This is a genomic window from Candidatus Binatia bacterium (genome assembly GCA_036382395.1).
In the GTDB taxonomy this organism is placed as follows: Bacteria; Desulfobacterota; Binatia; order HRBIN30; family HRBIN30; genus JAGDMS01.
The window spans coordinates 1-20,187 of sequence record DASVHW010000182.1; the positions used below are offsets into that span (position 1 = coordinate 1).

Sequence of the window (20,187 nt, forward strand, 5' to 3'; positions counted from 1 at the left end):
GCCGACGCGTTCTTCGTCTGCATGGCCACTTGAAAGCTGCCCGGCGCCTTGTTCACGGTGAAGAAGCTCGCCACCGAGTACGCCAGTCCGGCCTTCGTACGGATGTTGTCGAGCAGCCGCGACGAGAACCCACCGCCGCCCAGAATGTAGTTCATCACCTGTATGGCGTAGTAGTCCGGGTTGTCGCGGGCGATGCCGAGTTGACCGAGAACGATATTGGCTTGGCTGATGGGTTTGTTGATGGTCACCGTGCCGGCATGGGCGGGACCTGCAAGCGGATAGCGGAAGGGCGTCAGCGTGCCTTTCTTCCACTCCCGCAACGCCGATTCCATGCGCTCTCGAACCTCGCCTGCTGCCACATCACCAACCACCGTGATGATGGCCCCCTCCGGCCGGTAGTGCTCGGTGTAAAACGACACGATCTCGTTTCGCGTTGCCCTGCGCGCCGCCTCGGGCGTCCCGACGACGGGGTGGCCGTAGGGTCCGTCCCCGAAAGCAGTCTTGGCGAAAGCCCGTTGCGCCACCTTGCCCGGGTCGTCTTCCTCCGCCTTCATCTGGGCCACGGCCGCTTCGCGGCGCCGGCCGACTTCGGCGTCGGGAAAATTGGGATGCAGCAATACATCCATCAGCAGGTTCAGCCCCGTATCGAGGTCTTTGCGCAGCACACGCAGGCTCAGGGTGGCGTAGTCGGTGTCGGCAGAGGTGCTATATGACGCCCCGATAAAGTCGAAGTCCTGACTGATCTGCGAGGCCGTGCGCGTCTTGGTGCCTTCCGTCAACAGGTCCGCGGTGAGGTTTGCCACGCCCTCCTGTCCCCGGGGGTCACGCCGTGATCCGGCATCGATCAGCATCTGCACGACCACCATTGGGAGCGCATGTTGTTCCGAGACGACGAGCCGCGCGCCGTTGCTCAGCGTGTAGCGCTCTGCCGGAGGCGTGGCCGCGGCGGCGAGGGTCGTCCACGCAACGATGATGCAGCCGACGATCCACAGCGTGTGGGTGCGCCGATGAGCACCCATTAGCGCACCATTCCTGACGGAGGCACTTGCATATGTGGCGCGTGGTCGGCCGAAACCGGCAACGGATCCAAGGTGCCGACGGTACGATTGCGCGGGGTGAGGTAGAATGATGCGACGCGCATGATGTCGTCCGCGGTCACCGCACGCATGCTGGGCAGGTAGTTATCGATCTGCCGCCAATCGCCGGCGGCTTCGTACTGTCCCAACAGCATGCCCTGGTAGAAGAGCGAATCCTGCCCCAGAACGAAGCTCGCTTCCAGGCCGTTTTTCGCCTTGGTGAGTTCGCGCTCGCTCGCCCGTGTCCGCTGCAACCGATCAACCTGCGCCTCGAGCTCCTGCTCTACCGCTTTGGCGGTCTTGCCGGGGAGCAGCTGGGCGTAGAGAAAGAACAGGCCTGGGTCAACCGAGGTCAGCTCGTAGCTGGAGCCGACGTCGCGCGCCAGGCGTTTTTCGTACACCAGTTGCTGGTACAGGCGGGCGCTCTTCCCGCCCGCGAGCAGTGCCGACAGCACTTCCAGCACCGGGCCATCTTTGCTGCGGAGGTTGGGAACATGGTAGGCGATGCCGACGAATGGGAGCTGGGCCTCGCGCCTGATCACGGTACGGTTCTCGCCCTGCTGCACGGGTTCGATGGCGCGCACGGGTGGTGACGCGTTTCCGGGTGCGACGGCCGCGAAGGCCGTTTGGATCTGCGCCAGCAAGGCATCGGCGGAGAAGTCGCCAACGCAGACCAGCACCGCGTTGCTGGGGGTATAGTAGGTGCGGTAGTACTCCATCGCGTCCTGGCGTGTCGCCTGCTTGAGGTCGTTCATCCAGCCGATCGTCGGCCATTGGTACGGGTGCGCCGAGTAGGCCACGGCGCTGATCTGCTCGAACAGCGCCGCCACCGGATTGTCGTCGGTACGCAGGCGGCGCTCTTCCATGACGACATGCAGCTCCGGGGTGAACTGGGCGTCGTCGAAGGTGAGATTCTGCATGCGGTCCGCCTCCAGGTCGATGACGATTGGAAGGCGATCGCTGGCGATGGTGGCGAAATACGTCGTCGAGTCATCCGACGTGAAGGCGTTGTCATTGCCGCCGTTGTGCTGAATGATCTTCGAGTGTTCCTCCGGCCCCACCTTCTTCGTGCCTTTGAACATCAGATGCTCGAGGAGATGGGACAGGCCGGTGCGCCCAAGTTGCTCGTTCCGTGAACCGACGCGATACCACACCTGCAGAACGGCAACCGGGGCCTTGTGGTCCTCCAGCAACAGGATTTTCAAGCCGTTGGGAAGGACCGTTTCACGCACGCGCTCGGCGTAGGATTGTGCCGCTCGTGCCGGCGCCAGCGGCAGGCACACCAGGGCCACGGCGCAGACTGCGGCTCTCAGCAAGATACACATAGATGGCCGTGAGTAGCAGCGGGGTCCCAGCCGGTCAAGGTAACTGCGCGGCCGCCGCATCCGCCGCAATGGCGTCGTGAACATCGCGCTGCAGCCGCGCCGAGATGCCCGCCAGCACCTGACTCATGGCGGCGGCAAGCGCATGGGGCGTCTTGCACGCCGAAGGCTCATCGCCTGCGTACGTGCGCTGCAACAGCACGGAATCACCCTTGCCGCGACGAATACGCACGACCAAGACATCCAGCCGCAGGTGCGCGGTGCAGCTGCTATCCGTCAAGCTTTCTTCGATCTCTTCAATCTGGCCGCTGATGCGGTAATCATTCGGCAGCAACGATGGGCCGCGCTGCACCGCTCGGTACAGATGGCTGTCGACAAAGTCACGCGCCAGCAGATCCGCCACCATGCTCCCGGGATTGGCGCTCCAGCGGCTGTCGAAGTAAGCGGCTGTCGAATATGGGTTCTCTCGGTAAATGATCGGCTCGCGATCGTACACCGCCGCAACGGCCAGCGGCGGGATTGCCAGGATCGCCGCCAAGGGAGCACCGGTAACAACCGGCGGCGTGTAATCGAGCCGATAGTCACGGATCTGGGGCGCCCGCACCCCAAGGCGCACGCAACCGACCAACAGCCCGACCAACGGCAGCAGCCAGCGGGACCATCTCATTGGCCACTCCCGTCGCCAGAGCGGCGCGCCGCCGGGGCCTCTCCGAAAAACAGCAGCGACGGCTGATGGCGGATCTCTTCCGTCAGCCCCTGCAAGTTTCCCACGGTGCGGTCGAAACGCGCCATCGTGGATTGCAGCGCCACCATGAACTGCTGGGCGCTCACCGTCACCTGGTTGAGTTGATCGAGCGTCCGGCCCAGCTCCTCGCCCTTCACCCCCTGGTTGAGACTGGCAAAGAGGCGCTGCGCCTCCTGGGTGGCGCGGGTGGCGTTTTCTACCGCCGGCTTGATCTTCACCCCCGTGGTCATGGTCTCGACATTCTTCGCCGCCTTCTGCGTCGCCTGCGATGCGGCGGCGAAATTGTTCAGTAAGGTGTTGATGCGTTCATCCTGCAAGAGTTTGGAGACCGACTGCAGCGTAGCGCGCGCATCGGCCGAGATGCCGCCAAGGTCCAGTTGCATGATCTTGTCGTACACATCGGCCAGAGCGCTTTGCACGGCCTTGAAGCTAGAGCGCGCCGACGGGATCACGTCATAATGAGGCTTGAAGCTCATCTGCGGGGCCTGATGGAGCGCATCGCCAGAGCGTCGCTCGATTTCAACGTAGCGCAGACCGGTGATGCCGCTGAGCTCGAGCTGGGCCCGCAACGTCTCATCGCCCTGCAACGCGGCCACGTACTTGGTGTCGATATCCATGACGACTTCGATCAACTGGCGATCCGGAGCGACATCGATGCGCTCCACCCGTCCCGCCGGCACACCGCGGTACTTGACGGCCGCACCCGGATCAAGTCCCTGCACCGATTCCGAAAAATATGTCACAAATCGTTTGGTTGATTCCAAGAAGCGGCTGGCGCCCAGCCAGATCACCGCTCCCACCGCGATCACGGTTGCCGCGATGACGAATACGCCCACCTGGAACTTATGCGCTTCGGTGGTCACTGTCGCTCCTCCTGCGGAATGTCGCTGACGGTTCCCGGTTGAAGAAGGCATGCACGCGGGGGTCGGCGCTGTGGTCGCGCAACTCCTGCGGCTTGCCTTCCGCAATGATCTTCTTGGTTTCCCCGTCCAGCATAATGACGCGCTCCGCGATCGTGAAAATGCTGGACAGATCGTGCGTCACCACCACCATGGTGGTGCCCAGACTGCGGTTGATCTGGATAATCAGCTCATCCAATTCGGCCGCGGTCACCGGATCAAGCCCGGCCGACGGCTCGTCGAAGAACAAGATACTCGGATCGAGAACCATGGCCCGCGCCAGCGCTGCCCGCTTTCTCATCCCTCCGGACAGCTCGGAGATCCTGAACGCCTCGAAGCCCGCGAGCTTCACCATGCTCAGTTTGATGCGCACCAGCAGTTCCGCGGTCGCCGCCGGCAAGGTCGTGTATTCCTCCAGCAGCAGCGCGATATTCTCACCCAACGTGAGCGAGGTAAACAGCGCCCCTGATTGGAAGAGCACCCCGATCCGGCGCTGCACGCGCCGGAGCTGATCCTCGTCGGCATGCGTGATGTCCTCTGCATCAACGACCACCCGGCCGCTCGCCGGCTGTTGGAGGCCGATCATGTGCCGCAACAGTGTGGTCTTGCCACATCCCGACCCGCCGACAATGACAAATCGCTCTCCACGCTGCACCTGGAGGCTGACGTCGTCGAGGATGGTGTTCTCCCCATACCGCGCCACCAGGTGTTCCACTTCGATGACCGGCAGGGCTGGAGCAGCATGGATACCCGTCAAGGTCCCTTCCTTTTGCATCTTACCAGTAATGAAACACGACGGTGAAAATAGCATCGGCGACGATGATGAGGAAAATGCTCGCCACGATGGCCGAAGTGGTGATCCGGCCGACGCTCTCGGCACCACCCCGGGCCTCAAAGCCGCGCAGACAGCCCACGCCGGCAATCAGCATCGCGAAGGCAACGCTCTTGATCAGGCCGGAGCTGATGTCCCAAACGCTGAGCGCTAAACGCGTCTGCCGCAGGTACACCTGCGCCGGCAGACCCAAACCCACGGTCGCCACCGTCAACCCGCCCAGAATGCCGACCAGATCGGCACACACCGTGAGGCACGGCAGCATCACCAGCAGCGCCACGACCTTGGGGGTCACCAGAAACCGCGTGCGGTCGAGGCCCATGGTGGTGAGCGCATCGACCTCCTCGGAAACTTTCATGGTTCCGATCTCGGCGGCGAAGGCGGCACCCGAACGCCCGGCGGCGATAATGGCCGTCATCAACGGGCCGAGCTCACGCACGATCGACAATCCGACCAGGTTGGCGACGTAGATGTCGGCGCCGAACTGCGTCAGCTGCACGGCCGCTTGAAACGCCGTGATCAAGCCCATGAGGAAACTGATCAGGGACACGATCGGCACGCCATCGAGACCCGTCCGCTCCATATAGAGCCACGTCTCCCGCCAGCGCATGCGCCACGGATTCCGTACGGCTTCCCCTAATCCCAGTACGAGCTCGCCGGTAAACACGACGAGGGAGCGGAAGTCCGACAGCACCTCGAGCGTTTCCGCCCCGATCCGGTGCGTGAGACCCGCCGGAGGCGCCGGCGGCGGTGGCGGCGCGAGCAGCGCTTGCTCGTCAACCAGGCTCAGAAAGCCGTCGATCGCCGCTGTCGATCGCGCGATACGCAGCTCCGCACCGGTCTGTACCAGACGTTGCCGCAGGCCGATCAACACGGCTCCCCCGCCGCTGTCAAAATACTCGACGCCGGACAGGTCCAGCACCACCTGGCGGGCTTGGCTGGGCACCCGCTTGACGATGTCACTCAGCAGCGTTTGCGCGTTCCCGATTTCGATCCGCCCACGGATCGCCAGCGTGACGGTTCGATCGTCGCCCTGCTGCGTCGACAACTCGTACGAACCATCGGTCGCCACGTTTTCCTCTTACCATCCCAGAGGTGGGAGAGCGAACGCGCCATGCCAGGGCGCCGGGGAGTTGCGACCCGGGCCAATTTGGCCGATAAGCTGATCGATCCTAGGCACACCCTATGCCGCCGACGCCAAAGCCGACCGCCCTCCTCGAACTCCTCAAGCAGCGCGCGCCGCGCCCGCTCTCCATTGTGGAGATAGCGCGCCTGCTCGAGATGGACCGCTACGATCCTAAACACATCAAGGCGGCGCTCGAGATGGAGGTTGCCAATCACCGATTGCGCCGCATTGGGAAGACCCGCTACCAGTGGGTCCGGGAAGCCGAAGGCGCCAGCGCCCCCGTCCGGGGCGTGCGGACCCCGCGAATTCCCGGCGAGCGCGGCAAGCCGCAGAAGCGGCCGGGGCCACGGATTGAAGGACATTACTCCCGCGTCCGTGCCGGTTACGGCTTTGTCGAAGTGCTGGGCGAGGCCGCCGGCCGCTTCCCGCGCGACATCCTCATCCCGGCGGAGATGGCGGGCGCGGCGCTGCACGGCGACCGCGTGGCGGTGGAGATCATCCGGCGTGATCTGCGGGCGCGGCGTTTCGTCGGGCGCATCACGGCGGTCACGGGCCCCGTGCATGAGAAGATCATCGGGACGCTGCGCTACGGCCGCGATGGCTGGCAGCTGCTCCCGGAAAATGAACTGCTTCCGGTTGTGGCGATTATCGGGGGCGATCTGCCCGAGCGGCAGGCCGCCGGCCAGGTCGCGTTGGTTCGCCTGACGCGACCGCCCACGCCCACTCGCGGCCCTGGCGGCGAGGTCGAGAAAGTGCTCGGCGCCGCCGACAACCCCGAGGTCCAATTTCTCACCATCGCTTTCGAGCACGGCTTGCGGATCGAGTTTCCACCCGAGGTGCTCGCCGAGGCCGAGCGCTTGCCTCCCGACCCATGCGAACACGACTTCGCCGCAAGGGAGGATTTGCGCCACCGTCTTTTCGTGACCATCGACGGCGAGAGCGCGCGCGATTTCGACGACGCGGTGTGCTTGGAGGCGCTACCGCATGGCGGCTACCGGCTGTGGGTCGCCATCGCCGATGTCTCGCATTACGTGCGGCCGGGCTCCGCACTCGACACCGAAGCCGCGCGCCGGTGCACCAGCGTCTACTTTCCGGACCGTGCCATCCCCATGCTGCCACCGCAGCTCTCGAATCAGCTGGGCTCGTTGAATCCAGAGCGCGACCGCCTGGTGATGGTGGCGGAGCTGACCTACGATCGCCACGGCCACCGCCACGACGCGCGCTTCTATCGGGCCGTGATCACCAGCCGGGCCCGCCTCACCTACACCAGAGTCGCCGCCGTGCTGTCGGCAGCCGACACACTCGACATCCGGCAATGGCGTGACGAGCTGAGTCCACTTCTGCCGCAACTGCGTCTCATGCTTGAACTCACGCGCAAGCTTCTCCACAAGCGCCTGGCCGCGGGCTCCCTCGATCTCGATCTCCCTGAGGCGTTCGTCGACCTCTCCGAAGAGGGGCGCAGCGTTGGCGTACGGCTGTTCCAACGCAACGATGCCCACCGGCTCATCGAGGAGTTCATGCTCGAGGCCAACTGTGCCGTCGCCGCCTTCCTCACCGATCGACACGTGCCCTTGCCCTACCGCATCCACGAGCCGCCCGACACGGACGACATCGATGATCTCAACGAGTTCCTCCAGGTCTTCGGCCTCACCGTGCACTACGATGGCGAGGTCCGGCCACAAGACGTGCAACATCTGCTCGAGCAGCTCGATGGCCACCCACTCTCCCGTGTGCTCTCGCGCCTGGTGCTGCGCTCATTGAAGCAGGCACAGTACCGCACCGCGAACGCGGGCCACTTCGGCCTGGCCTTCCCGACCTACTGCCACTTCACCTCACCGATTCGGCGCTACCCGGACTTGATCGTGCATCGCCAGCTCGGCCGTGTCTTCGATGGCGAAGTCGAAGCCGCGCGCAGCCAGGCCGAAGCCATCGAGGCCGCGAGCGTGCAGAGCTCGCAGTGCGAGCGCGAAGCCATGGGGGCGGAGCGCGCCATGCTCGATCTGAAGAAGGCCGAGTTCATGCTCGACCATCTGCTCGAGCCGCAACCGGGGACCATTGTCTCGGTGTTGTCCTTCGGCTTCTTCGTGGAGTTGGACGCCTATCCCATCGAGGGTCTGGTTCGGGCCGATGCGCTGACTGATGAGCGCTACTCTTTCATTGAAGAGGAACACGCGCTCAAGGGTCTGCGGACCGGCAAGCGCTTTCGCCTCGGCGACCGTGTTCTGGTCGAGGCGACGGACGTTTCCTTGCGCCGGCGTGAGATCGACTTCGCCGTGCTGGAGCGGCTCCGCTCTCCCGGCGCCGAGCTTGGTCCGCAATCCCCACGCCGAGGAAAGGGGAAGCGAGCAACACGCAGGGAGCAGACGGCGGGCAAGACAGGGCGAGGCGCTCTCAAAAGGCGATAGCACGCCGAAGCTTCTCAATCCGACGCCACAGGCGCCGATCCCAGCGGCCACTTCGCGCTCCGGAGTCACGCTTGACCTAGGCGCTGGCGCCCGCCACACTGCAAACAATGCTGAAAACACAAAATCTTCACGTGGTTAAGACCGAACCGCTGGTGCCTCCGAGCACCCTTAAGCGGGAGTTGCCGGCGTCGGACGCCATCTATGAGGTGGTCGTCCGTACCCGCACCGCCGTGCGCGACATCATCAACGGGAAGGACCGGCGGCTCCTTGCCGTCGTCGGACCCTGCTCCATCCACGATCCAGAAGCCGCACTCGACTACGCCCATCGTTTACGCCAGTTGAGCGACCGTCTCGCCGATGAGCTCTTCGTCGTCATGCGCGTCTACTTCGAGAAGCCGCGCACCACCTTGGGCTGGAAGGGTCTGATCAACGACCCCCATCTCGATGGCACCTACGATATGGAAGCGGGGCTGCGTCTGGCCCGCCAACTGCTGCTTGATGTCAATCAGATCAGTTTGCCGGCCGCGACTGAGCTGCTCGATCCCATCACCCCGCAGTATCTCGCCGACCTCATCTCCTGGACCGCGATCGGGGCCCGGACCACGGAAAGTCAGACCCATCGCGAGATGGCCAGTGGACTTTCCATGCCCGTTGGATTCAAGAACACCACCGACGGAAACCTGCTGACCGCCATCAACGCCCTGGAATCGGCGGGCCGGCCGCACACGTTCCTGGGCATTGACCAGGACGGCCACACGTCGATCATCCACACCGAAGGCAACCCCGATCGCCACATCGTACTGCGCGGCGGCCGCACACCGAACTACGATGCCGGAAGCATCCGCAAGTGCGAGGACATGCTGACCAAGGCTGGTCTCCCGGCGCGCATCGTGGTGGACTGCAGTCACGCCCAGACGGGCAAGGATTACGCGCGCCAGCCGGAGGTGCTCGCCGACCTCATTGACCAGATCCGTGCCGGCAACCGCTCCATCATCGGCTTCATGCTGGAGAGCAATCTCAAAGCCGGCAGCCAGAAGGTGGTGAAGGGGCGCGCCGGGCTCAAGTACGGGGTCTCCATCACTGACGGCTGCATCGATTGGGAGACGACCGAACGTTGCCTCACCGAAGCCGCGGCAAGCTGGCGCGAAGTGTCCGCCCCGGTCGAAGCCAGTGCCGGGCTCCCGGCCTAGGAAGGTGAGCCCGTGTGCGCGTGAAGAATGCTTGCAAGCAGGCTGATTCATCGGCATACCGACACAGGGCAAGTAAGCCGGCCAGCCAGTTCGCCAGTTGTCGGTAAGGGCTTTGCGTAAACTGGCGCACCCGCTAACTCGCGAACCTCGCACCAGGAGGAACCATGGATTTCGGATTCACCGAAGAACAAGAAATGCTACGGCAAAGCGCCCGGCAGTTCCTCGAGACCGAGTGCGCCATGACCTACGTCCGTAAAATGATGGACGATGACGCCGGTTACTCCGAAGAGCAGTGGAAGAAGATGGCCGACCTTGGCTGGACGGGCCTCATCTTCCCGGAGCAGTTCGGGGGATCGGGATTGAGCATGGTCGACCTCGTCGTCGTACTCGAAGAGATGGGACGCGTGGTCATGCCCGGCCCGTTCTTCGCCAACATTTTCGGTGGGCTCGCGATTGACCTGGGCGGCTCGAAGGCCCAGAAAAAGCGCTACCTGCCCGAGATCTGTGCCGGCAAGCTCAAGGCAACCTTGGCGCAGGTCGAGGCAAGCGGCCGTTGGGACGCCACAGGCATCCAGCTCTCCGCCGCCAAGGACGGAAAAACATACCAACTCTCCGGCACGAAACTTTTTGTGCCTGACGCCCACAACGCCGACGTGCTGGTGGTTCCGGCACGCACCGGCGGCAAAGGGGCGAAAGGCATCACCCTGTTCCTCGTCGATGCCAAGCAGCAGGGTGTCAAGACGACCTTGCTGAAGACCATGGATCAGACGCGGAAGCTGTGCGAAGTGGCGTTCGATAACGTCACGGTGGGCACCGACGCCGTCCTCGGCAAGGCAAACAAGGGCTGGGCTCTGCTTGACCGGATCATCGATCGGGCCAAGGTCGGGGTGTGCGCCGAGATGTGCGGCGGCGCGCAGAGAGTGCTTGAGATGAGCGTCGACTACGCCAAGGTGCGCGAGCAGTTCGGGCGCCCGATCGGCAGCTTCCAGGCCATCCAGCACAAGTGCGCCAACATGCTGGTGCAGACGGAGAGCGCCAAATCCGCCACCTACTACGCCGCCTGGGCGGTGGCCAACGACGTACCGGAAACCCACCTCGCGGCGTGTATGGCCAAAGCGTACTGCTCCGACGCCTATCAGCATGTCAGCGCCGAGGGCATCCAGATCCACGGCGGCATCGGCTTCACCTGGGAGCACGACATGCACCTCTACTTCAAGCGCGCCAAGGCTTCGGAAGTCACCTTCGGCGACGCCACCTGGAACCGGGAATTGGTGGCGCAGGAGGTGCTAGACAAACCGGATCTCGAAACCTCCGCGACAGCCTGAGCGGTTTCGGGACCCCTGACCCACAACCCGCATTCCGCCGTGAGTTGTTGACACTGCGGAACGCCAACCTTAGAAGTGCGCGCTGTGGACGACGCCCCGTCGATTGTCCGCGAGACTCGAACCGTCCGTCACGCGCTCTTCGCTTTCGCCGGCGCCGCCTACCCGCGCCAAGAAGGCGATGAGTTCCTGTCCTTTCTTAAGAACAAGAGCTGGCGCGTAAATGATCGCTCCCAACAGGAAAGTTCGCACTTGGATTGTTCGCCGCCGGTGATCAAGAAACTGCGGCTAAGTATCTGAAAAGACGGCTTCTCGGCGTGATTCGAACGCCAGGCAACATCCTGCAGGACAAGTGCCTGCGTCACATATTCGGCGTGACGCAGCAATCTCTTCATGGGTGCTGACCAGGAAAAGATGGGCATACGCTTTGCTGAATGCCGGAGCTGCAGGATCAGGCTAGGTACGGATGTAGGCTATGCCAACGGAAAAGCACCACGCAAGTGACCCCACCGACCGTGACGAACGAACCGTGCCGCTTCAAGTAATCGAGCAGCGCATTCTGGCGTTTGCGGCCCACCAGGAGTCCCAGCTTGATGAACTCCGGCAGCTTATCGAACAAGTTCAAATTGAGCAGCGGCAAGCCGAGGCCGAGCTCCGCGCCCGGGGTGAGCAGGCGACGACTCGCGCCAACGAGGCTGTGGCGCGCGCCGACGAAACCGTGCGGCGTCTCGAAGCGGTAGCCGCCGCCTCGCAGGTACGTGAGGCGAGCACCGCGGATCTGCTGGAACGCCTCTCCGGCGGTGCGGATGCGCTCGCCAGCTCCGTGCGAGATGTCGAGCAACGCCTTGCCGCCGTTGTGGCGCAACAGCAAGCGGCAACAGCGTCGTCACAGAACGGCACTGAAGCCGGGCGCAGCGTGGCACTACAAGAGGGCAGCAGACCAGAGGCTCCGGGCAACTTTGCCCCAGGTGTCGGCATAGCGAGCGAACCGATTCAGGCGGTGGCGTCTTGGCTCGTGCTTACGGCACCCGGAATTCTGCTGGCGTTGCTGTTGTTGGCACTCGCCGTGGTCGCTACCCCGTGGATCACCAGCTTCGTCCTCGTCGCGCCGGGGGTGCGTGCGGCTGCTGCCGCACTGCTGCTCGCACACGGGGGCGCGATCATCCTGGTGCTCCGGCGTGGCAGACTGTGGCCTGCAGCAGCAGCGTTCTTAACGGTGCTCGCACTTGATGGCTTTTGCGCAGGAATGCTCCTTGGTGCGGATCTGCAATTGGGGTCACCAGCCGTATCAATATGCCTCGCGCTGCTCGCGATGAGCCTGATGGCCGGCGGCTGGCGGGTGGGGCTGGGGAGCGGGCTCGCAGTTTGCGCCGGTATTGAGACAGCAATGTATCGCGGTCTCGGACCCTTGGTGCTGTCACCAGTGATGTCGGTGCCCACAACATTGAGCGTCGAAACTTCGTTCGCGAATGCGCCGGCGGTGATGCCACCGTCCTTCTTGACTACCCTCAGTGTCGAAACGCTCTACGGAGGCAGCCCGGTCGCCGCCTTCAGTTCCTCGGTACCGTTGTTCATGCCGGTACTCGCCATCATGTTATTGGCCATCTGTCTCGGTGCAGGCCTGAATCTCTTGCGGGCCCGGAAGGCACGGGCGGCTGTCGCAGCGACAATTGTGGCGGCGCACCGTTGCGTGGTGCGCGGATGACGCGCATCTGACAGCTCGCTCCGCCATTGTGATCGTGATCGCATAAGCCCGAACACCTCGGTTGCCCCGCCATGGCGCGCTGGAAACCGCGCGCTACGATCAGTCTTCAGTGATCCGCCATTGCCATCGCGGGGCATGAGCACGGCATAGTCCGGCGTCGCCACCACGGCCAGCAACCCGGTAACCGGGAACTGCTCCACCAGCTGTTGCACGGTCGTGTGCCAGTCAGAAGCGCGACGGTAGGAAACCTCTTCGGCGATCAGGACCGGTGTGACCCCAGGCGTGATGATCTGCGCCAGTTGGCTCAAGTCCTCGTTGCGCATGAGGATGCAGCCGCGCGTGTCGCGTTGGTGCCCCTCGTTGCCGCGAATTTATTCGCCGAGGGCTCTGCTCCGTCGCGCCAAACTCAGACACTGCAGGCGAAAGTCAGACAGTACCCGATATCCGGCCGCCGGCGCCGGTGGCTCACTGCAGTTTCTTCAGCGCCCGGTCCATCCCGGCGACGATCGACGCGGGATTACTCTCGCTGTAAAAGTACTTGAACTGCTCGCGTTGCTCCGCCAGGGACTCGTCCAGCGCCCCGTCAGACGACAGGAAGTACGTGCGCGGAATATATTCTCCGTCCGGCTTGTACTTCTTGCTCAGCTCCTGGTTCTTGTCCTTGTCGAGCCGGATCATGACGAAGGATTTTGATTTCTTCACGACCTCCGGGTCGCTGAACAGCTTCGAATAATTCCCACAGTGCGGGCACCATGTCGTGTAGAAGATCAGGCAAATCGGCTGGTGGCTCTTCTTCGCGGCCGCCAGGCCCTCGTCGTACGCCATCCAGTGGATGTTGGCGTCGTTCCAGTTTTCCGCCCCGGCAAAGGCCGCCGCGGCGGCCAGAAGAAGGCCGATGACCGCCACCCCGAACGCTAGTTCTTTTCGCATGCGCCACTGCTAGCCGAAAATTCGCCACGGTTCAAATTCGATCTTGCTCAACCGTCACTCCGCCCCCAGCACTTCGACCTGCACCGTCTTCGCCTCTTCCGGATCCGGGGCCACATCACTGTGACAGGCGTGTTTCCCTTCGACCACCGGCAACGCCCGCGCCCGCTGCCGCAGCAATTCCACCCCTTCCTGGCTCACGCCGGGGCTGCGCAGCACCTTGCGTTCAGGCTGGAAGTTCGGGTCCTTGCCGCTGGCGAAGGCTTGGATCTCTTTGGAGATCCGCATGCTGCACCAGTCGTGCCCGCACATGGCGCAGAAATCGGTGTCGACTTCGAGGTCCTCGTCATGCAGCGCACGTGCCGTCTCGCCGTCGAAGGCCAGCTCGAACTGCCGCGGCCAATTCAACGCCGCGCGGGCGCGCGACAAATCGTCGTCCCACTGCCGCACGCCCGGAATACCGCGGGCAATGTCACCGGCATGGGCAGCGATCTTGTACGCGATGCACCCCGCTTGGACGTCCTGCGCCTTCGGCAAGCCGACGTGCTCCTTCGGCGTGACGTAGCACAGCATCGCCGCACCGGCGCGGGCCGCCTCGGTGGCACCGATGGCGCTGGTGATGTGGTCGTACCCGGGGAAGACATCGGTGACCAGGGGGCCGAGCACATAGAACGGGGCGTCGTCGCACACCCGCTGCTGCAACTGCATGTTGAACGAGATCTGATCCAGCGGCACATGGCCGGGACCTTCCACCATCGCCTGCACGCCGGCGGCGCGCGCACGGTGCACCAAGTCGCCCAGCGTATACAGCTCCGCCAGCTGCGCCGGGTCCGAGGCGTCGGCCGTACAGCCGGGGCGCAGCCCGTCCCCGAGCGAATAGGTCACGTCGTACTGGCGCATGATGGCGCTGATCTCGTCGAACATCTCGTACATCGGGTTTTGCTTGTTGTGGGTGATCATCCACTTGGCCAGCAAGGACCCGCCACGGGAGACGATGCCGGTGAGACGATTCCGAATCAGCGGCAGATGCTCCTTCAGCACGCCGGCGTGGATGGTGAAATAGTCGACCCCTTGTTTGGCCTGGCGCTCGATCTCCTCGAGGATGACGTCGTAGGTCAGATCCTCGATGCGCCGGCCGAGAATCATGCCGTAAATCGGCACGGTGCCGATAGGAATGGTGCTGTGGTCGATGATGGCCTGCCGGCACTCGTGCAGGTTGCCGCCGGTGGACAGATCCATCAGCGTGTCGGCGCCGTACTTCTGCGCCCACTGCAGCTTCTCGACCTCGGCATGTGTTCCACTGCTTACCGGCGAGGCGCCGATGTTGGCGTTGATCTTGGTGGTGATCATGCGGCCGATGCCCGTGGGATCGAGGCGTTTGGCTGCAGGCTCCCCGCGCATGAAGGCCGGGTCGTTGATCTCCTGCCAGCGTTGCGACACGGTTTGGTTGACCCAGTGGCGTGCCGTGGCCCGGGCGCCGGGATGCCCAACCGGTGCGTCGGGATAGCTGAGTGACGGCCGGTTGCCGTTTGCGCCCGCACTGGGCGCTTCGCCCGCGCTACCCGCCAGATGGCGTATGTTCGCAGGGATCACAAGCCGCCCGCGAGCCACCTCGTCGCGAATGAACTCGGGGGTCGCATTCTCTCGTTGCGCCACACGACGCATCTCCGCCGTGATGATACCGGCCCGCGCGGCTTCTAGCTGTGTCATGTGTTTCTCACTCCTCCACGATTGACGCGGCCTTGGCTACACCAGCGCCAAAACGCTCTCTTTTCATTTGCACCGAATGTACGCTGAGGCCGCAACGGGTTCAAGCGGCTCCGCAAAGCGCCGCACCATGCCGCACTACCGCAACAGCCGTCACCTGGCACGGCCCTACCGTAAGGCGCTGCTTTCTGGCAGGCTCGGATCTTTCGGCAACTTGTCGAATGGAGGGTATGCGGTGGATGTCAGATCCGGCTTCGTAGGCGCCGGCGGTCCTCGTGGCTCGTGAGTTGGGGCCGGGCCATACGATCGTCACCGTCCTCTGTGACAGCGGCGATCGCTACCGCTCCCGACTGTACAATCCCGAGTGGCTGCGACAGAAAGGCCTTCCGGTACCGCCGTGGCTGAACGAATGATTCAGACAACGCAAAACAGAGCATGAAAACCGTCCCAGGCACATGGACCAGAATGCCGTACCGTACTATGTAATGCACCAGAAGCAGACGGGGAGGAATCGATGGAAGCCATCCGTTTCGACGATGTTGAGAAGTTGAAATCCAAGATCGGCGACACCTTCGGCCCATTCGGGCCGGAGATTGAGGTCACGCAGGAGATGATCAACAAGTTCGCCGACCTCACCGGGGACCGACAGTGGATTCACATCGACGTCGAGCGGGCCAAGAAGGAGAGCCCGTTCCGTCAGACGATTGCCCACGGCTTTCTCACACTCAGTCTGCTCCCGGTCCTTCGCGCCGGCTCTGACTTTGAAATCGTCGGTTTCGGCAACGCCACCAACTACGGTGCCGACAAGCTCCGTTTCGTGCGCCCGGTCCCCGCCGGCGCCAAGGTGCATGCCCGCTCTCGGCTGGTCGCTGTGGACGCCAAACCGAAAGGCACCCAGGTGACGCAGGAGATCAATGTGCACGTCGTCGGCACCGACAAACCGGCACTGATTTACGTCATGCTGTTGCTGTACCACCCGCCGATGAAATGAAGTCTTGTGAAATCTTATGAGTGACGACCCAATCCGTATTGGCATTCTTGGGGCCGCGCGTATTGCACCGATGGCACTGGTGCGTCCCGCCCGAGAGGTCCGCGGTGTCGCCGTAACCACCGTCGCCGCTCGCGATCCGCAGCGCGCCCAGGCCTTCGCCACCAAGCACGGTATCCCGCGAGTGCTGCCGAGCTACGAAGCCCTGGTCAACGACCCGGAGATCGATGCGGTGTACAATCCGCTTCCGAACAGCCTGCACTGCGAGTGGACGATCCGCGCCCTCGAAGCCGGCAAGCACGTGTTGTGCGAAAAGCCGATCGCTTCGAACGCCGCCGAAGCCGAGCGCATGGCAACCGCGGCGCGGCAGGCCGCCCGCGTGCTGGTCGAAGCCTTCCACTGGCGCTATCACCCACTGGCCGCGCGCATGAAGGCGATCATCGACGCCGGTGAGGTGGGCACCGTGCGCCACATCGAAGCCCACTTCTGCATCCCGCTGCTGCTGCCGGGTGACATCCGGTACCGGCTCGACCTCGCCGGCGGCGCCACCATGGACACCGGCTGTTACGCCATCAGCATCCTGCGGTTTCTCGCCGGAGCCGAACCGCAAGTGATCCACGCCGAGGCGCGCTTGTCTTCACCGGGCGTCGACCGTTCCATGGTCGCCGACTTCGCCTTCGCCGACGGCCGTACCGGCCGGATCACCTGCGCGCTGCTGTCCCCCGTCCTGATCCGTGCCAGCGCCCGTGTGCACGGCGATCGCGGCGAACTGTTCGTGATCAACCCGGTGGTTCCGCATTTCTACCATCGACTGACGTTGCGCAATGATGTGGGCAGGCGCACCGAACGCCTGCGTGGTGATGCGACGTATACGCACCAGCTTCGCGCCTTCGCCGACGCCGTTCGCTCCGGCACATGGGTCCCGACCAATCCCGACGACGCCATCGCCAACATGCGCGTGATCGATGCCGTGTATACGAAAGCCGGCCTACCCCTGCGCGGCCTCATCAAGACCTGAGTCCTGAGTATGCGACGCCGCCAGCCACAGCAGCGAAGGCGCCTCAAGATGAGCCGGCGGCTCGGGCAGAACGGGTTCGGTCTCGTCGCCGTGCTCTTGGCGCTCTTGATCGCCGCGGCGCTGTACTTCGGGTATTTCCAGCTACAGAGCTCCCCGGGCGAGCGCTCCAAGGGCATTTACGCGATCAATGCAGCCCGGGCGGTCGCCTGTCGCAGCAACCGACAGATCATCGAACGCGACATCACGCTCTGGTCCGTCAGCCATCCTGGCGAGACCCCGACGTTGGCGGCCATGCAAGCCGATGGCGTGCGCATCCCCGCGTGTCCCGAGGGTGGTCGCTACGAACTCGTCGGCGCGGAAGTGCACTGCAGCGTGCACCGTTAGCGCGCCCGTTGTCTTCCCGCCGGCTTGGATCCGGGCACGCTGATCTGGACGTATCAGAGGGTTCCGCATCGGTCCCGGTTTCGTGCTAGCGTCCTGCGGTGCCCAAGCGCTCCGACCGCAAGTCGTCCTGGATCATCACCTCGGTGCTGGTCGCAGGCGTCGTCGCAGCGGCGTTCATCCTGCTGCGGTCGCGAGGGATTGACGCGCCGAGTGCGCCCCCGAAGCCAGCCGACCAGTCTCCGCCGCTGTTCAACGCCTGGCTGAAATTCGAGCCGTTCGAGCCCACTCGGCAGGCGAACTTGCAGGACGCCTACGTCGATGGAGTACTGGCGCATCAGGTCTTTCAAATGCCGCCGCAAGGCCTGTCCCCCACCAGCGCCCGCGAGCTGATGCTCGATGACGACCAGCTCTTGCTCTCATCAGGGCGCCGCCTGTGGACGCGCGAGTTGTTGAATCAGCCCGGACTTGCCGGGAAATTCTGCTACCTCCACTCGAGCTTCTGCCTGAAGCGGTTGTTTGACGTCCAGTTCTTCGTCGACGGCAAACCCATCGTCATCTACGACAACCAGTACCGCATCGAACGCTCCCCCAGCCACACCCTGGTAAAGTATCTGGTCGCGCCGGTCGAGATCGACGAATACAAGTACATCACCAACGATGATCGGGCCGTCTGCACCTACGAGGCGCATTCCGCTGATCAAAAGCCGCACAAGCTCGACATCGAGGTGACGGCAGCCTATTTCACCATGCCCAACGGTGGCGCCGTAACGGCGTACCCCTTGCTCGGCAGCGGCAGCCTGCAGCAGCTGCCGCTGTTCACCTATCTGGATGCACCCGGATTTTCGCGACTCGACAGTGCGGCGATCCACCTCCACCGGACCTTGGACGTGACACCTGACGGCGCGTCACTCCGAGCCCAGGTGGCAGTCAGCTTCGAAAACCGCAGCCGCGACGGCTCGGCGCCAGCGCTGCCCGACGATCTCCTCGCCCAGCACGAGCGCGAGTACAATCGGTGGTTCTTTGACAACGTGCCCTACTTCGACGCCTCCGAACCGGCATTCAAGAAGATGTGGTACTACCGCTGGTGGGTCGTGCGCTTCAACATGACGCAGGCCGACACGCCCGACATGAAAGGGTACCGGTTTTACGAAGGCAAGCTGGGTTTCGACAATGTCATCTCGTTCGCCGTGCCCGCACAGATCAAAGAACTGACCTACCTCCGAGACCCGGAATTCGGGTTGCAGCAAGCCGAGAACAGTTATCGGAACCTCTCATCCGGCGCGGTCGTCGACCCGCCGGGCAGCCCCTATTGGGGGGAAACCTACTCGCACTGGATTGCGTCCGCCGTAGCCGAGTTCCACCGTGTGCACCCCATTCCAGCGGACCGATTGAGCGCCCTGCTGCCGGCGATGGCCAGCGACGTCCACGCCTGGATGAACCTCTACGACCAGGACGGTGACGGGCTCCCCGAACGCGATCGGCCGCGCGTCACCGGTTACGACCTCGACATTCTTTCCTATTGGTTCTTCACCGGTATGAAGCTCGACCTCGACGCCGAGCTGCCGAATCTCGAGCGTGTCGACTTCGCCAGCTTTGTTTACGCCAATGCACGGGCGGTGGCCGAGCTCGCCCGCGAGACTCGTAACGCCGCCCTCGCCGCTGAGTTCGACGGCATCGCCGAGCATATTCGAACACCGGTTCTGCAGCAGCTCTGGGACGACGAAACACATTTCTTCTATCCTCAGCGCACGCCTGATCACACCCGCATTCCCGTTCGCGAGCTGCATGGCTTCTTTCCGTTCACCACCTTGCTGGCTCCCGACGAACCGCGCTACCTGCGGGCGATGGAGAAATTCGTTGATCCGGACGAGTTCTGGGCGCGCTTCCCGCCGGTGATCACGAGCCAGTATTACTATCGCCGCTGGACCTGGGAGATGGATGGGTTGACGCGCAACATCGCGCCGCACCCGATCAGCATGGGGGCGCGCACCCTGCTGCAGGTATTGAAGCATTATCACCAGAGCGTCATTACGCCCGATCACTTCATGGAACTCATGACGCGCTTCACGTCGCTGATGTATCCCGGGGTGAATCCGTTTGACCCTCTATGGCGCCCGAACGCGCACGAGTACTACTCCAAATGGGAGCCGCATCAGGTCTCCAACCGTCCCAAGCCGTCCGACATTTCGCACGACTTCCATTCCATGTACTGCTCGCTGATCGTCGAGGGGGTGGTCGGATTGACGCCACGCTCCGATGCCAAGATCGAGCTGCAGCCGGCGGCCTTGCACTGGAACCATTTTCTGCTCGACCGCCTGCGCTACCACGGCAAGGATCTGACCATCGTTTGGGATCAACCCGACGGCCAGGCGCACTACCGCGGCTATCCGGAGGGCTTCTCGCTGTACGTCGATGGCCAGCGCGTCTTCACGCGTGACCACATCGGCCACGTCTTGTACGACCCAGCCACCGGAGCGGTCGACGAAATCCACGGGCCGTCGCCAGCGTCGTAGCCGGCCGGAGGCTCGGGGTTCCAGGGGG

Annotated in this window: 16 protein-coding genes and 1 pseudogene; 9 read left to right on the forward strand and 8 right to left on the reverse strand. The window is 63.6% G+C overall.

What is annotated here, in order from left to right; genetic code table 11:
• The 6 genes from VF515_08325 to VF515_08350 all read right to left on the reverse strand — a co-directional run.
• The coding region (locus VF515_08325) for a pitrilysin family protein (protein ID HEX7407639.1) at positions 1 to 1,019 on the reverse strand (1,019 nt) is incomplete at its 3' end.
• Positions 1,019 to 2,392, reverse strand: a complete 1,374-nt coding sequence (locus VF515_08330) for a pitrilysin family protein (protein HEX7407640.1) — start codon at positions 2,390 to 2,392, stop codon at positions 1,019 to 1,021. The genes VF515_08325 and VF515_08330, both read right to left, overlap by 1 nt.
• 43 nt (positions 2,393 to 2,435) lie before the next feature.
• Positions 2,436 to 3,065, reverse strand: a complete 630-nt coding sequence (locus VF515_08335) for an ABC-type transport auxiliary lipoprotein family protein (GenBank protein ID HEX7407641.1) — start codon at positions 3,063 to 3,065, stop codon at positions 2,436 to 2,438.
• Complete coding sequence (locus VF515_08340) at positions 3,062 to 4,006, reverse strand: MlaD family protein (protein HEX7407642.1); 945 nt, start codon at positions 4,004 to 4,006, stop codon at positions 3,062 to 3,064. The genes VF515_08335 and VF515_08340 overlap by 4 nt, the downstream gene beginning before the upstream one ends.
• Positions 3,987 to 4,799, reverse strand: coding sequence for an ATP-binding cassette domain-containing protein (locus tag VF515_08345; protein HEX7407643.1), 813 nt, complete (start codon positions 4,797 to 4,799; stop codon positions 3,987 to 3,989). Before VF515_08345 ends, VF515_08340 begins: the two co-directional genes overlap by 20 nt.
• A 19-nt stretch (positions 4,800 to 4,818) precedes the next feature.
• A complete protein-coding gene (locus VF515_08350) occupies positions 4,819 to 5,946 on the reverse strand; it encodes an MlaE family lipid ABC transporter permease subunit (GenBank protein ID HEX7407644.1) in 1,128 nt (375 codons plus the stop codon).
• Positions 5,947 to 6,059: 113 nt separating this feature from the next.
• Between VF515_08350 and rnr the strand changes: the two genes are divergently transcribed.
• The 4 genes from rnr (at position 6,060) to VF515_08370 (ending at position 12,622) form a co-directional block, all read left to right on the forward strand.
• Complete coding sequence (gene rnr / locus VF515_08355) at positions 6,060 to 8,405, forward strand: ribonuclease R (protein ID HEX7407645.1); 2,346 nt, start codon at positions 6,060 to 6,062, stop codon at positions 8,403 to 8,405.
• 107 nt (positions 8,406 to 8,512) lie between these two features.
• The gene (locus VF515_08360; GenBank protein HEX7407646.1) at positions 8,513 to 9,595 is read left to right on the forward strand and encodes a 3-deoxy-7-phosphoheptulonate synthase; all 1,083 of its coding nucleotides are present in this window, start codon (positions 8,513 to 8,515) and stop codon (positions 9,593 to 9,595) included.
• Between the two features lie 164 nt (positions 9,596 to 9,759).
• The gene (locus VF515_08365; protein ID HEX7407647.1) at positions 9,760 to 10,920 is read left to right on the forward strand and encodes an acyl-CoA dehydrogenase family protein; all 1,161 of its coding nucleotides are present in this window, start codon (positions 9,760 to 9,762) and stop codon (positions 10,918 to 10,920) included.
• Positions 10,921 to 11,446: 526 nt separating this feature from the next.
• Positions 11,447 to 12,622, forward strand: a complete 1,176-nt coding sequence (locus VF515_08370) for a hypothetical protein (GenBank protein ID HEX7407648.1) — start codon at positions 11,447 to 11,449, stop codon at positions 12,620 to 12,622.
• 465 nt (positions 12,623 to 13,087) lie between these two features.
• Here the strand turns inward: VF515_08370 and VF515_08375 are convergent, their stop codons facing one another.
• A complete protein-coding gene (locus VF515_08375; GenBank protein ID HEX7407649.1) occupies positions 13,088 to 13,552 on the reverse strand; it encodes a thioredoxin family protein in 465 nt (154 codons plus the stop codon).
• 54 nt (positions 13,553 to 13,606) lie between these two features.
• Complete coding sequence (thiC, locus tag VF515_08380) at positions 13,607 to 15,259, reverse strand: phosphomethylpyrimidine synthase ThiC (protein ID HEX7407650.1); 1,653 nt, start codon at positions 15,257 to 15,259, stop codon at positions 13,607 to 13,609.
• Positions 15,260 to 15,510: 251 nt separating this feature from the next.
• Between thiC and VF515_08385 the strand changes: the two are divergent.
• From VF515_08385 to VF515_08405, 5 genes and pseudogenes are all read left to right on the forward strand, one after another.
• Positions 15,511 to 15,669: pseudogene (locus tag VF515_08385) on the forward strand (cysteine synthase A).
• Between the two features lie 101 nt (positions 15,670 to 15,770).
• Entirely contained in the window at positions 15,771 to 16,247 is a 477-nt protein-coding gene (locus VF515_08390; protein ID HEX7407651.1) for a MaoC family dehydratase, read from the forward strand.
• 16 nt (positions 16,248 to 16,263) lie between these two features.
• Positions 16,264 to 17,262, forward strand: coding sequence for a Gfo/Idh/MocA family oxidoreductase (locus VF515_08395; protein ID HEX7407652.1), 999 nt, complete (start codon positions 16,264 to 16,266; stop codon positions 17,260 to 17,262).
• A 48-nt stretch (positions 17,263 to 17,310) separates the two neighbouring features.
• A complete protein-coding gene (locus tag VF515_08400) occupies positions 17,311 to 17,646 on the forward strand; it encodes a hypothetical protein (GenBank protein ID HEX7407653.1) in 336 nt (111 codons plus the stop codon).
• A gap of 98 nt (positions 17,647 to 17,744) precedes the next feature.
• Positions 17,745 to 20,159, forward strand: a complete 2,415-nt coding sequence (locus VF515_08405) for a hypothetical protein (protein ID HEX7407654.1) — start codon at positions 17,745 to 17,747, stop codon at positions 20,157 to 20,159.
• The last annotated feature ends 28 nt before the right edge of the window (positions 20,160 to 20,187 follow it).

Bases quoted from the DNA above. Each gene is read 5' to 3' on its own strand.
- VF515_08390 (HEX7407651.1), top strand. From the start codon at position 15,771: ATGGAAGCCATCCGTTTCGACGATGTTGAGAAGTTGAAATCCAAGATC.
- VF515_08395 (HEX7407652.1), top strand. From the start codon at position 16,264: ATGAGTGACGACCCAATCCGTATTGGCATTCTTGGGGCCGCGCGTATT.
- thiC (HEX7407650.1), bottom strand. From the start codon at position 15,259: ATGACACAGCTAGAAGCCGCGCGGGCCGGTATCATCACGGCGGAGATG.
- VF515_08360 (HEX7407646.1), top strand. From the start codon at position 8,513: ATGCTGAAAACACAAAATCTTCACGTGGTTAAGACCGAACCGCTGGTG.
- VF515_08365 (HEX7407647.1), top strand. From the start codon at position 9,760: ATGGATTTCGGATTCACCGAAGAACAAGAAATGCTACGGCAAAGCGCC.
- rnr (HEX7407645.1), top strand. From the start codon at position 6,060: ATGCCGCCGACGCCAAAGCCGACCGCCCTCCTCGAACTCCTCAAGCAG.
- VF515_08375 (HEX7407649.1), bottom strand. From the start codon at position 13,552: ATGCGAAAAGAACTAGCGTTCGGGGTGGCGGTCATCGGCCTTCTTCTG.
- VF515_08335 (HEX7407641.1), bottom strand. From the start codon at position 3,065: ATGAGATGGTCCCGCTGGCTGCTGCCGTTGGTCGGGCTGTTGGTCGGT.
- VF515_08400 (HEX7407653.1), top strand. From the start codon at position 17,311: ATGAGCCGGCGGCTCGGGCAGAACGGGTTCGGTCTCGTCGCCGTGCTC.